Below are 13,375 nucleotides of genomic sequence, written 5' to 3'. Positions count from 1 at the left end.
CCGTTAACAGCTTTTTCAATAACTGCTACAAAATCCACCATATAACCGCTCTGTACATATCGGTCCGGTGAGCCCGAACCCGTTCATTCTTCTTTATCGGGCCTAAGCCTAGTCTTCAAACGGATCGGTCACAAGGATTGTGTCATCGCGCTCGGGACTTGTCGACAAAAGCGCCACCGGCGCGCCGATCAGTTCCTCGATGTGACGCACATATTTGACCGCCTGTGCAGGAAGATCATTCCAGCTGCGGGCACCCACCGTCGAGCCTTTCCAGCCCTCGAGGGTCTCGTAAATCGGTTCCACGCGCGCCTGCTGACCCTGGCTTGCCGGGAAAAAATCCACTTCCTTGCCATCAAGCTTGTATCCGACACAGATTTTCAGTTCATCCAGACCATCAAGCACGTCCAGCTTGGTCAGGGCAATGCCGGTTATGCCGTTCGTCGCTACCGCCTGGCGCACAAGGACCGCGTCGAACCAGCCGCAGCGGCGCTTTCGCCCCGTCACGGTGCCGAACTCATGGCCCCGCTCGCCCAGAAATTGCCCTACTTCATTGTCCTGCTCCGTCGGAAATGGCCCCTCTCCGACGCGCGTCGTGTATGCTTTGGTAATGCCAAGCACATAGCCGACCGCGCCTGGCCCCATACCGGATCCGGCAGAGGCCTGCCCGGCGACGGTGTTTGACGATGTGACGAACGGGTAAGTGCCGTGGTCGATATCAAGCAATGTGCCCTGTGCGCCTTCGAAAAGGATGCGCTTGCCCTTTCGGCGTTTTGTGTCGAGCAACCGCCACACAGTCTCGCGGAACGGCAAAATTCGGCCGGCAACCTCTTTGAGCTCGTTCATGATCGTGTCATGGGAGACTTCTTCCTGGGCAAGTCCGCGCCGCAACGCATTATGATGCGTTAGCAGCCGGTCGACCTTGGCCGGAAGCGTTTCCATATTGGCAAGGTCCATAACTCTCACCGCACGCCTCCCGACCTTGTCCTCATAGGCGGGGCCGATACCGCGGCGAGTGGTGCCGATCTTCGTGCCGGAATTCGAGGCCGCATCTTCCCTGATGCCGTCAAGTTCCCGGTGCAGGGACAAAATCAGCGTCGCATTGTCAGCAATGCGTAAATTGTCCGGCGATATAACCACGCCCTGCTCGCCCAGCCTGTCGATCTCGGCAACCAGCGCATGGGGATCGATGACAACGCCATTGCCGATAACGGCGAGTTTGCCTTGACGAACAACCCCCGAAGGCAGCAGGGACAGCTTGTAGCTGACGCCATCGATTACCAGCGTATGGCCGGCATTGTGCCCGCCCTGAAAACGCACCACCACATCGGCGCGCTCCGACAGCCAGTCAACGATTTTGCCCTTACCTTCGTCGCCCCACTGTGAGCCGACCACCACGACATTCGTCATGATTTCCCCTTGCCTGTGCGGCGGCTGTGCGCCGCCTCCGTTTCAAACCGGCGCATCTATAGCGCATGTTATATCCAAGTGAAATCACCTGGCCGGATTTTTGACACCCATACAGAGCTTTAGCGCGGTACCGATGCAGGCGAAGCAATCCCTATTGTGCATTGACATCACACGCCTCCTGCGCCCATCTTGCGGCCTCTTTTCCGATTTCACCTTTTCCAATTGGAATAACCGATGGCGGCCAAAGCCTATCTGCTGCTTACAATTACGACGCTTGGCTGGGGCGGAAACGCCATTGCCGGCAAGCTTGCTGCCGGGCACATCAGTCCTGCGCTGCTGACCAGCGGCCGCTGGATCATTGCACTTGGCATTTTGCTTCCCTTCGCCCTGCCGCATCTGCGCCGCGAGTGGCAGACGATCCGCATGCAGCTTCTTTTCCTGCTTGGGATGGGCATCGTTGGCTTCGCGCTGTTCAACAATTTCTACTATCTGGCCCTGAATCATACCAGCGCCATCAATGGCGCGATCGAGCAGGCGTCCATGCCGCTTCTGGTCTTCATCGCCAACTTCCTGCTGTTCGGACAGCGCGTGAGTGCCGGGCAGATTGTCGGCTTCTTCATATCGCTGGTCGGCGTTTCACTGGTCGCATCCAACGGCAATCTTTTAGGCATTCTGCGGCTGGATATCGGCTATGGCGATGCGCTTTTGATGTTATCGATCGCCTTCTACGGCGCCTATACGGTTGCGCTTCGCTGGATGCCAAAACTGCACTGGCTCAGCTCGATGACGGTTCTTGCGACCGGCGCAATCATCGGCGGGCTGCCATTCACCTTTGTGGAATTTGCCTCCGGCAGCCTCATCCTTCCCGACACGCAGGGCTGGCTCGTGCTTGCCTATGCCGCCGTCTTCCCGTCAATCGTGTCCCAGGCCTGCTACATACGCGGCGTTGAGCTGATCGGCCCCAATCGCGGCGGTCTGTTCATCAACCTCGTGCCGATATTCGGTACTTTCTTCGCGGTTACGCTGCTCGGCGAGGAACTGCATATGTTCCACCTGATCGCTCTGGCGCTGGTGCTCGGCGGCATCACGCTGGCCGAACGCAAGCCGCAGCGGGCACAGATCTAGAACACAGAAAACGGACCCTGGAGCGGGATACGACCTGACATACCCCGCTCCAAAGCCCGGTCTGGCCTTGGGAGGCCGGAAAAACAGCCTACGCGACGTCGAAGACCAGCGGTTTGGCCGATTCGATTTCCGCGTGGCTGCGAACCATATCGAGAACCTTTTCGTCCACCGGCTCGTCCACATAAAGCAGTGCAATCGCATCGCCGCCCGGCTTGTTGCGGCCAAGCGAGAAGTTGGCGATATTGACACCCGCCGTTCCGAAAACCGTGCCCAGCAGACCGATGATGCCAGGCGCATCCGCATTGGTGGTGTAGACCATGTTGGCACCCACCTCCGCATCCAGGTTGATTCCCTTGATCTGGATGAAGCGCGGCTTGCCGTCGGAAAAGCAGGTTCCAGCGATGGAGCGGGTCTGTTTGTCGGTCTTGACGGTCAGCTTGATATAGCCATCGAAAACACCGGATTTGTCGCGGCGTGCTTCCGATAAAATGATACCGCGCTCCTTCACCATCACCGGCGCCGAAACCATATTGACGTCCTGGACCTGCGGGCGGATGAGACCGGCCAATGCGGCACTCGTCAGCGCGCTGGTGTTCATTTGCGCAGTCGAGCCGTCATAGAGGATCTCCACCTCCTTGATGGCGCTCTCGGTCACCTGCCCGACAAAAGCGCCGAGCACTTCGGCGAGCTTGACGAAGGGCTTGAGGCGCGGCGCTTCTTCGGCGCTGATGGACGGCATGTTGATAGCGTTGGTAACCGCACCCTTGATCAGATAGTCCGACATCTGTTCGGCAACCTGAATGGCGACATTTTCCTGGGCTTCACTTGTTGAAGCGCCCAGATGCGGTGTGCACACGACGTTTGGCAGACCAAACAATGGACTTTCCTTGGCAGGTTCCTCCTCAAAGACATCGAACCCCGCACCGGCGACTTTGCCGGATTTGAGTGCTTCGGCAAGATCTGCCTCGACGACCAGCCCGCCGCGTGCGCAGTTGATGATGCGCACGCCATTCTTCATTTTTGAAATCGCGTCGGCATTGATAATGTTGCGGGTTTTGTCGGTCAGCGGCACATGCAACGTGATGAAATCAGCACGGGTGAAGAGCTCGTCCAAATCGACCTTTTCGACGCCGATTTCTTCCGCGCGCTCAGCGGACAGGAACGGATCGAACGCGACGACCCTCATGTTGAGCCCAATCCCCCGTGCGGCGGCAACCGATCCGATGTTGCCACAACCTATGACACCCAATGTCTTTCCGGTTATCTCGACGCCCATGAAGCGGGACTTCTCCCATTTGCCGGACTGCGTCGAACAATCAGCCGCAGGGATCTGGCGGGCGACTGCCATCAGCATGGCAATGGCATGCTCTGCGGTGGTTATGGAATTGCCGAAGGGCGTATTCATGACAATGATGCCGCGCCGTGAAGCGGCCGGAATCTCGACATTATCAACGCCGATACCGGCACGGCCAACGACCTTGAGCCGGTCTGCGGCCTCGATCAGTTTGGCTGTGACCTTGGTTGCCGAGCGAATAGCAAGGCCATCATATTGCCCGATGATCTCCTGCATCTTCTCTTTGTCTTTGCCGACATCAGGCATGAAGTCTACGTCAATGCCGCGGTCGCGGAATATCTGAACAGCGGTTTCGGAAAGTTTGTCTGATACAAGTACGCGCGGTGCCATGAAAGGCCTCCCTTTGGGTCGCAAATCTCTGTCTTGAAGCGGGCCGCTCAATCCGGCGGCCCGAGAACTAAGTCAGGCAGCTGACTCGAATGTCGAAAACTGCTCGTTAAAGGCCCAGTCGAGCCAGGGCATCAGCGCCTCGAGGTCGGGTTTTTCGACCGTGGCGCCGGTCCAGATCCGCAGCCCCGCGGGTGCATCGCGGTAAGCGCCGATATCTAGCGCAACGCCCTCTTTTTCGAGGTGTGCGGCAAGTCCCTTGGCAAAGGCTGCCTGCCGGTCTTGTGTCAGCGCCGCTACCTGCGGATCGACAATCTTGAGGCAGACGGATGTATTCGACCGTGTGTCAGGCTCTTCCGCAAGGAAGTCTGCCCAGGCGGTTTTTTCGACAAAATCGGCAATAACACCGGCATTGTCATCGGCCCTGCGAAGCAGGGTTTCCAGCCCGCCGGCCTCTTCGGCCCATGACAACGCGTCAATATAGTCCTCGACACACAGCATCGACGGGGTGTTGATCGTGGCGCCCTCGAAGATGCCCTCGATCAGCTTGCCGCCCTTGGTCATGCGGAATATTTTCGGCAGCGGCCAAGCCGGCGTATAGCTTTCAAGCCGCTCGACTGCGCGCGGGCTGAGGATCAGCACACCGTGCCCACCTTCGCCGCCGAGCACTTTCTGCCAGGAAAACGTCACCACATCGAGCTTGTCGAAAGGCAGGTCTTGCGCAAAGGCGGCGGAGGTCGCATCGCAAATCGTCAGGCCTTCACGATCCGCCGGGATGAAATCGCCGTTCGGTACACGCACCCCTGACGTCGTGCCGTTCCAGGTGAAGACAACATCGCGGTCAAATTCAACCCGGCCCAAATCCGGCAGCAGCCCGTAATCGGCCTCCAGCACCTTCACATCATCGAGTTTGAGCTGCTTGACCACATCGGTCACCCAGCCCGAACCGAAGGATTCCCAGGTCAGCATGTGAACGCCGCGGGCGCCCAGCATCGACCACAGCGCCATCTCGACCGCACCGGTATCGGATGCCGGGACGATGCCGATGCGATAGTCCTGCGGCACGCGCAGTACCTTTCGCGTCAGATCGATGGCCTGTTTGAGTTTTCCCTTGCCGACCTTTGCGCGGTGTGAACGGCCGAGAGCCGCGTCGCGCAGAGCGTCCGGCGTCCAGCCGGGGCGCTTGGTGCAAGGACCAGATGAAAAACGGGGATTGACCGGACGCAGGTCCGGCTTGGCAGTCTCTAGCATGTGGCTATCCTTCCAGATAGTTGCCCCTCGTTGGGGAGGGGTGTCCCACGGACGGAGCTACGCCGCCGGTCTGCCAATGTCAAGATAATTTGCGACCGAAAATGTCGCAGGCGGTCGCGCGCGTAGCCTAGTCGGTTGGCGCAAAGGTCATCCGGTATTCACATTCGGTCGATAATTTCGGGAGGTTCGAAGGCAGTTACGGCAGGGATTTCACCGGTTGACGGTTCCACCTCGACCAGGCAAGTATTCGCCATCGGTCCCTGGGCAAGGCGCGAGGTTCCCCTGTCGATGGTGAGAACATTCACATTGCCGTGCTTGCACAGACTGCCCGGCACACCCGGATGCAACGGATCATACCAGGCCCCGGTACTCATTTGCACAACACCCGGACGGATTCCCTCGTCTATTACGGCGCCCGCCAGACAGGCGCCACGATCGTTGAACACCCTGACAATGTCGCCGGGACGGATACCCCGGCTTTGCGCGTCGTCCGGATGCAGCAGGATTGGCTCCCGCCCCCGAATCTTGGCTGAACGGCTGAGTGCACCCTGATCATATTGAGCGTGGAGTTTCGTTGACGGCTGCTTGCTGATTAGGTGCAACCGGTATTTTGGCATATGGAGACCGAGCCATTCTTCAGGCTCCACCCAAAAGGGAAATCCCGGACAGTCCTCGTACCCAAAGCCCGCCACTTTCTCCGAATAGAATTCGATCCTGCCGCTTGGCGTTGGCAGCGGATTCAGATCCGGGTTTTCGCGAAAGGCCTTCAGCATGACCCTTGGCTCTGCCGGTGCTTTGACCTTGGTCCAGCCGGTTTCACGGAGCTGTTGATAAGGGGGCAACTCTATACCTGCACCAACTGCTCTTTCGAGCGTGGTGTCATAGATATGACGGAGCCAGTCGGCCTTGCTGCGTCCACCGTCAAAGTCGGTCGGCAGATCCATATGTTTGGCGATTCCACAAAAGATATCGAAGTCGTCACGGCATTGCCCGATCGGCTCAATAACCTTCTGTGTTGCCATAAGATACGGGTCGTGCGGCGAAAGTACGATATCGCTGCGCTCAAGCGGCGTTGTGCAGGGCAGAACTATATCTGCGTGTCTTGCCAGGCTGTTCCAGCACCAGTCGTTGACGATAATAGTGTCGGGCTTTTGCCATGCCCGTGCGAACCGGTTCAGGTTCTGATGATGATGGAACGGGTTGCCGCCGGCCCAGTAAATCAGCCGTATATCGGGGTAAGTCAGCACCTCGCCGTTGTAGTCGAAGGATTTGCCGGGATTAAGCAGCATATCGCTTATGCGCGCCACCGGAATATAATCTGCTACCGGATTTTCCCCTTGTGGAAAATCGGCTCCCGGCACGATCTCTCCTTGATCGCCTACGCTATTCATTGCGCTGTATCCAAGCCCGATTCCGCCACCCGGCAAACCAATCTGTCCAAGCAGGGCGGCAACGGCAATGGCCGCCCAGTAGGTTTGTTCGCCATGATCCTGGCGCGTCAGCGACCAGCTAACCGAAATCATGGTTCGGGCAGCTGCCATCTGCCGTGCAAGGCTGCGGATTTCGTTAGCGGAAAGGCCGCAGATAGCCGCTGCCCATTCGGCGCTTTTCGGCGTTGCGTCGGTTTCCCCCTTCAAATAGGCGCTGAATTTATCTAGCCCGGACGTATAGCGGTCGACAAAATCCCGGTCATGCAATCCTTCCGCCAGCAGTGTGTGGGCAATGGCAAGCAGGACCGCCGTGTCTGTGTTGGGCCGCAGTGCCAGCCATTGGGCATCAATGGCTGCATCCATGTCCGAGCGCAGCGGGGAGATGTTGACGAATTTTGTGCCGGTCTCCAGCGCGGCGGCGATACTCAGGCGCTGCCGGTGGTTCCCGACACCACCGGCATTCACCTGCCCGTTCCTGAGCGGCACACCTCCGAACGCAACGAATAGTTCCGTGTTGCCGATTATGGAATGCCAGCTGGTCGCACGCCAAATGTGGCTCCAGAAATCGCCAAGAACATACGGCACGACAACTTCGGCTGCCGCGAAACTGTAGGTATTTACGCTGCTCGTATAGCCGCCGATGCAATTGAGGAAACGGTGAAGCTGGCTTTGTGCATGATGAAAGCGGCCCGCGCTGGACCAGCCATAAGAGCCCCCGTATATGGCCTGATTGCCAAAGCTGTTGCGAACCCGGTCCAACTCATTTGCAACAAGCTTTTCCGCCCGTTGCCAGGAAACGGCAACAAACGGATCCGCCCCGCGCGCAGAATTTTTGCTCCCCGGTCCCGCATCAAGCCAGCTCTTGCGAACCATCGGGCGTCTGACACGGCTCGGCGCATCGATCGCATCAATCATGCCCTGCCCGATCGGTGACGGGTCCTCATCTTGCTCGAAGCCGTACAATGCCGTCACTTTGCCATTTTCAGTTTTGACGCGATACGCCCCCCAATGGGTCGCTGTCAGCGGAAGGTCTTTATGATTCGGCACTGCAACCTCACATTGCTGTCTGGCACTTCAAAGAGCAGAAAATTGAGAGTTCACATAACGACAGTTCACGAAACCTGTCGAGTTGCTCCTCGTGCAAATCAACCATTGGTATATGATTTCATAAATCGGTGACTTGACCGGATACTCCTCCGGCTATCTAATATTCGCAAGCAAAACAAGGTGAACTGGAAAGACCGATGAGGAAGTTTTTTTTAGGGGTCGTGGTGACCCTGATAATGCCCCTGATCGCCACAGCAGCAATTGCCCAGACAACCGGTTATACGACAACAACAGTCCACATGCGCGCTGGCCCCGGCACGAATTATCCGGTGGTGGCAACGCTCCCGCAAGACGCGACAATCGAGGTTTATGGCTGCCAGGCCGGCTATGACTGGTGTGACATTTCGTGGAACGCTGCACGCGGCTGGATTTCTTCATCCTATATTTTGACCGTCAACAACGGCAAGCGCACCGTTCTGACACCCCAGGTGGCCGTTGCCATCGGTATCGGCGTCGTGGTCTTCAACCAGATCTATTGGCACAACCACTACCAGCATTATCCCTGGTATCCCTACTGGAACCGCTACTACCACCCATACGGGCCCTATGGTCCCTATCATCCGTATCATCCTTACGGACCATATCACCCGTACCACCCTTATCATCCCTACCACCCATACCACCCCTATGGTCCGTACGGCCCGCTCTACGGCCCGCACCACGGTGGTCATCCCCACTCCGGACAGCCGGTTCCCCACGGCGGCGGCTTTCACGGAGGATGGCACCGGCACTAGGTGGCATCCATCTATCCAAGAAACAGATAAATTCACAATGGCGGCTTCACGGCCGCCATTTTCTATTCGCCAAGTCGCAACCGGATGTCCGGCCACTCCGCTCCCCATAAGCCTAAACACTCGTTTTGGTTGGTTGAACTGCATTGCCGGGAATTGAATACTGCTTCGCCTATGCATTGAACTTGGGGGCTAAATATGTGTGGGCGCTTCATTACAACCGGCACTTGGGAAGAGTACCGCCGTTACATGAATATACTTCCTCCGGAGGTGGAAAAACGCAACGGCCCCCAACCGAATTACAATGTAGCACCGACTTCAGATCTTGAGATCGTGACCGCAGGCGATAATGGGATCACGATCGAGCGGGTTACCTGGGGGCTGGTGCCGCGCTGGGCGAAAGACGGCAAAACCCGGCCGATGATCAATGCGCGTGGGGAAACAATTACGGAAAAGCCGTTCTTCAGGACTGCATTCGAGCATGACCGCTGTCTGATTCCGGCAAACGGCTATTTCGAATGGCACACAAAGGGCAATGTCAAACGGCCTTATTTCATTCACTTGCCAGGCGATGCACCCGTCTTCGAGCCGTTTGCCTTTGCCGGCATCATGTCGCGCAACAAAAACCTGGGTACGGTGACATTCGCGATCGTTACACTTGCCGCCCACGCATCGGTCAGCCAGCTTCATTCCCGCATGCCGGTGGTCCTGAAAGGCGATGCACTGGCTGCCTGGATGAATCCGGATACGCAAAAGTCGGATGCGCTCGGCCTTCTTCAGAAAAATCGCGGCGCGGATTTTGTCTATCACCCGGTATCAAGGGCGGTCGGCAACGTCCGCACAAAGGGTCCGGAGACCATAGAAGAAGTCAGCGCCGCGTAATCGTCCGGACTGACACAGCAAACCCCGCAACAAAAAAGGCGGGCCAGGCCCGCCTCGTTTTTGTTTCTGAATGCTGTCCTACCAAAGAGCGTAGCGAAGCGACGCCTTGACCTGATGGGTTGAAAATCCGTTATCCGTTCCCTGGATGCCAGAGGCACCGGCAGCGGCGGATGTGGCGTCGAAGCCATATGTGTCCCCGCCATCGACATTGGTGTATTTGTAGCCGAGATCGGCTTTCAGATTGCGCATGAATTCGTAGGCAAATCCGGCCATAAAGGCATAGGTGAAGCGCCAGCTCCGTTCCCCGGAATGCGCGACGGTAAATGGTGTGGTCGATGCACAACCACCGCCGACACAGGTTTCTGTCGAATTGTAATTGTCGTAGTCCATCAGCGTATAACCGGCGCCGGCGCCGACATAGGGTTGGAAGCCGATATAGGTGCCAAGATCGATATAGCCGTTGGCCATAAAGCCATAGGCGTTGAAATCTGCGGATCCGCTGGTGTTACACCCGGTGCCGGTCGCCAGTCCCGTACAGGGCAGCGTCGTCGATGAACTGGTGGCGTTGAACGACCCGTTCTGATAGCTGACCATCGCTTCACCGCGCAGCCAGTCGTTAAACTGATAGCCAAAACCCGCGCCCACACTGACATCAGTATCAAATGACGATGTGGCGTAGGCCTGTGTGGTGTAGGTCGTTAAGGCCACATCAAAATTCTGAAAAGACGTCGCTGATCCGTCGGTTGAAAAGTCGTATCCGACATCTCCGCGCAAATACCAGCCATTTCCAACTTCCACGGGCTGCATTCTGGGTAGCTGCGGCGCATAGATAATATTGTCCAGATCCGCGGCCAATGCGGCATTTGAGCCGCCAAGCAGCAGCGCTGCGATCAGTGAATGGGACACAACATTCTTAATCATTCAACCAGTTCCTCTGCCTGGCTCGGAGTGAAGAATGTCACTCAAAGCAAAGTCGATGGATGAACTATCGGGCAAACTGGTTAAGTTGCGGTTAAGCATGTTTGTTCACCACGTTTGTTTACCTGCGGTTATCCAAAAACTTGCCGATGTTGCCACCGCCAAAGAGAAAAACCGCCCGGCGAACCGGGCGGTTTTCAAATTCAGAATTTTCCTGGGTCTTACTTGTAGACCGGCGGGACGACTGGCGGCACGTAAGGCGGCTCGCAATCGCGGCCCGGATAATACCGCAGTCCAAGATTAACCGACTGGATATTGAAGCCTTCGTCATAGCCGGGGCCGGTTGATGCGGCGTAACCGAACATCGCGCCTTCCGAGATGCGCTGATAAGTGTAAGCGGCTTCGCCGACGAAATCGCAACGGAACTTGTAAGAAAGACCCGCAGTCAGCTCCCAGGTGAAACGCCAAGAGCTCTCACCGCCGTGATAGGTTGTCGGATCACAGGAGGCAGGGTTCGTGACATCACAGGCTGTGTTGCTGAGCGTATCCCAGTTCACATAGGTACCGCCAATGCCGCCACCGACAAAGGGAACGAAGGAGGCGTATGCGGAGCCGGAACTCCAGAAATCCAGGTCAACGTAAACGCTGGCGATCAGCGAATAGGCGTTCCAGCTGGTCAGGTCGGTCGAGACGCACGACGCTGCAACACCGCACGAACCGTAGGTCGCACCGGTAAAATCTGAATCAAAGATGTAGCTATACATCAACTCGGTTCTCAGATAGCGATTGATCTGATAGCCCGCGCCGATGCCCGCAGACCAGGTATCATCAAGATCGGTGGTCGCAAACCCGCTGGTTCCGCCAGTCACCGCGTAGTTGGAGCCTCTGAGCTCGGGCCACAGGTATCCCACCTCGCCTTTGACATAGAAGCCATCCCATCCACCGCTCGAAACATAGCTCGAACCGCGCAGACCTGCATCATAGGCCGGGACCGGATCGACCGGTGCAGGTGTTTGGATTGTATCAGCCGCCCAGGCGGGTGCTGCTACAAGAGCCGTTGTGGCTGCCAAAACATAAATTCTCATTTTACTACTCCACGCTCACCAATTTTGAGCGGGACCCCGTTGCCCGCGCCTTGGCGACAAATCTAATGCACGTCAGGAAGTGTGGAGCAAAAAGGTTAAGAGCCTATTATCTATGTCCATTTACCGAAGAAACAAATTTTATATAATAATATCAATAACTAACAAAATCGACACTTGAAGCAAAATGTATTGGCTTGCTTGTTTGTGCCAGCAGCCGGGCACACGGACAGGGACGCCCGATCAGCACAGCCGAACGGCTTATTGTTGCACAAATTCGCAAGACAGAAAGACTGTATTGTGGGTCAGGCGGCGCTGCGCACACCGGCAATAACCTCAACAAGATCGTCGACCACGCGTTCGACCTGTGCGCTGTCGTCACCTTCAGCCATGACACGGATCAGCGGCTCCGTACCGGAAGGGCGAATAACCAGCCTGCCATTTGAGCCGAGTTCGCTGGTCGCCTGCTTGATCGCATCTTTGACGTGTTTGTCTTCCAGCGGTTTGCCACCGGATATGCGCACATTTTTCAAAAGCTGCGGAACAGGTTCGAACCGGCGGCAAACGTCGCTGACCGGTCGGTCCATGCGCTTGACGCAGGCAAGGATCTGCAGTGCCGCTACCAGCCCGTCCCCGGTCGTGGCGAAATCGGTGAGGACGATGTGACCGGACTGTTCCCCCCCGACGTTGAATCCTTTGGCACGCATGTGTTCCACAACATAGCGGTCGCCGACCTTGGTTCGCGCCAGGGTCAGGTCGCGTTCTTCCATGAAACGTTCCAGACCGAGATTGGACATCACGGTCGCAACAATACCGCCGCCCGTCAGGCGCCCGTCTCCGGACCACGATTCGGCAATGACAGCCATCAGCTGGTCGCCATCGACCACAGCGCCCTTTTCATCGACAATGAGCACACGGTCCGCATCGCCGTCGAGCGCGATACCGATATCGGCACGCACTTCGTGAACCTTCTTGGCCAACGCCACCGGATGGGTCGAACCGCAATCCAGATTGATGTTATGGCCGTTCGGCTCGTTGCCAAAGGTGATTACCTCCGCACCGAGTTCCCAGAGCGCGGCCGGAGCAACCTTGTAGGCGGCCCCATTGGCGCAATCGATGGCAACGCGCAGCCCGCTCAGCGAAACATTGCGCGGCATCGTCCTCTTGGCAAATTCGATATAACGGTCATGGACACCGTCAATGCGTTTGGCGCGGCCTATGTGATTGGATACGGCAAGCTGTTCGGAGATATCCGCATCGATCAGCCGTTCGATCTGCAGCTCCAGCTCGTCCGAAAGCTTGAAGCCGTCCGGCCCAAAAAGCTTGATCCCGTTGTCCTCGAACGGATTATGTGACGCCGATATCATGACGCCGATATCGGAGCGCAGCGATCGCGTCAGCATGGCAACGGCCGGCGTCGGAATCGGGCCGAGCAGAAACACGTCCATTCCGGAAGCGGTAAATCCGGCAACCAGCGCGTTTTCAAGCATGTAACCCGAAAGGCGCGTATCCTTGCCGATAACGACCCGATGCCGGTGCTCTCCGCGCCGAAACACCTTGCCTGCGGCAAGTCCGACGCGCATGGCTACGTCGGGTGTCATCGGAAACGTGTTGGATTTTCCGCGGATTCCATCTGTTCCAAAATACTGGCGTGACATGTTGTCCCTCGATTCGGCCCCCGATACCGTTCGCCGGAAATTAGCATTTATTGCGGCGATTGTAGATCAGATATCGTTACGAATGGTTGCAATTGAAAATGGC

The 13,375-nt window shown here is 57.1% G+C and carries 10 protein-coding genes; 3 read left to right on the top strand and 7 right to left on the bottom strand.

The genetic code is table 11. The features are described from left to right. Positions 1-108 precede the first annotated feature (108 nt). On the bottom strand, positions 109-1,407 hold the full coding sequence (locus ABVT35_RS18225) for an adenylosuccinate synthase (RefSeq protein WP_368468251.1): 1,299 nt from the start codon (positions 1,405-1,407) through the stop codon (positions 109-111). A gap of 234 nt (positions 1,408-1,641) precedes the next feature. Here ABVT35_RS18225 and ABVT35_RS18220 point away from each other — a divergent pair, with 234 nt between their 5' ends. After that, entirely contained in the window at positions 1,642-2,532 is an 891-nt protein-coding gene (locus ABVT35_RS18220) for a DMT family transporter (RefSeq protein WP_368468249.1), read from the top strand. An 88-nt stretch (positions 2,533-2,620) separates the two neighbouring features. Here ABVT35_RS18220 and serA read toward each other — a convergent pair whose 3' ends face one another. From serA to ABVT35_RS18205, 3 genes are all read right to left on the bottom strand, one after another. Next, a complete protein-coding gene (serA, locus tag ABVT35_RS18215) occupies positions 2,621-4,216 on the bottom strand; it encodes a phosphoglycerate dehydrogenase (protein ID WP_368468247.1) in 1,596 nt (531 codons plus the stop codon). 72 nt (positions 4,217-4,288) lie between these two features. Further along, positions 4,289-5,464, bottom strand: coding sequence for a phosphoserine transaminase (locus tag ABVT35_RS18210; protein ID WP_368468245.1), 1,176 nt, complete (start codon positions 5,462-5,464; stop codon positions 4,289-4,291). A 158-nt stretch (positions 5,465-5,622) separates the two neighbouring features. Next, positions 5,623-7,941 (bottom strand): molybdopterin-dependent oxidoreductase, encoded by a 2,319-nt coding sequence (locus ABVT35_RS18205; RefSeq protein ID WP_368468243.1) that lies wholly within the window; start codon positions 7,939-7,941, stop codon positions 5,623-5,625. A gap of 197 nt (positions 7,942-8,138) precedes the next feature. Here ABVT35_RS18205 and ABVT35_RS18200 point away from each other — a divergent pair, with 197 nt between their 5' ends. Then, a complete protein-coding gene (locus tag ABVT35_RS18200) occupies positions 8,139-8,735 on the top strand; it encodes an SH3 domain-containing protein (protein WP_368468241.1) in 597 nt (198 codons plus the stop codon). Between the two features lie 195 nt (positions 8,736-8,930). Then, positions 8,931-9,614, top strand: coding sequence for an SOS response-associated peptidase (locus ABVT35_RS18195; protein ID WP_368468239.1), 684 nt, complete (start codon positions 8,931-8,933; stop codon positions 9,612-9,614). 78 nt (positions 9,615-9,692) lie between these two features. On the opposite strand, the gene ABVT35_RS18190 is transcribed toward ABVT35_RS18195, so the two are convergent. The 3 genes from ABVT35_RS18190 to glmM all read right to left on the bottom strand — a co-directional run bounded on the left by ABVT35_RS18190 (position 9,693) and on the right by glmM (position 13,272). Further along, positions 9,693-10,535, bottom strand: coding sequence for an outer membrane protein (locus ABVT35_RS18190; protein WP_368468237.1), 843 nt, complete (start codon positions 10,533-10,535; stop codon positions 9,693-9,695). Between the two features lie 218 nt (positions 10,536-10,753). Then, the gene (locus ABVT35_RS18185; RefSeq protein WP_368468235.1) at positions 10,754-11,617 is read right to left on the bottom strand and encodes an outer membrane protein; all 864 of its coding nucleotides are present in this window, start codon (positions 11,615-11,617) and stop codon (positions 10,754-10,756) included. A 302-nt stretch (positions 11,618-11,919) separates the two neighbouring features. Further along, entirely contained in the window at positions 11,920-13,272 is a 1,353-nt protein-coding gene (gene glmM / locus ABVT35_RS18180) for a phosphoglucosamine mutase (RefSeq protein WP_368468233.1), read from the bottom strand. Positions 13,273-13,375: the final 103 nt, after the last annotated feature.

It is taken from the genome of Hoeflea sp. TYP-13, from assembly GCF_040932035.1.
In the GTDB taxonomy this organism is placed as follows: domain Bacteria; phylum Pseudomonadota; class Alphaproteobacteria; order Rhizobiales; family Rhizobiaceae; genus Hoeflea_A.
Note: the sequence above shows the minus strand (reverse complement) of the source record. Positions and strands in the feature narration are given on the sequence as shown.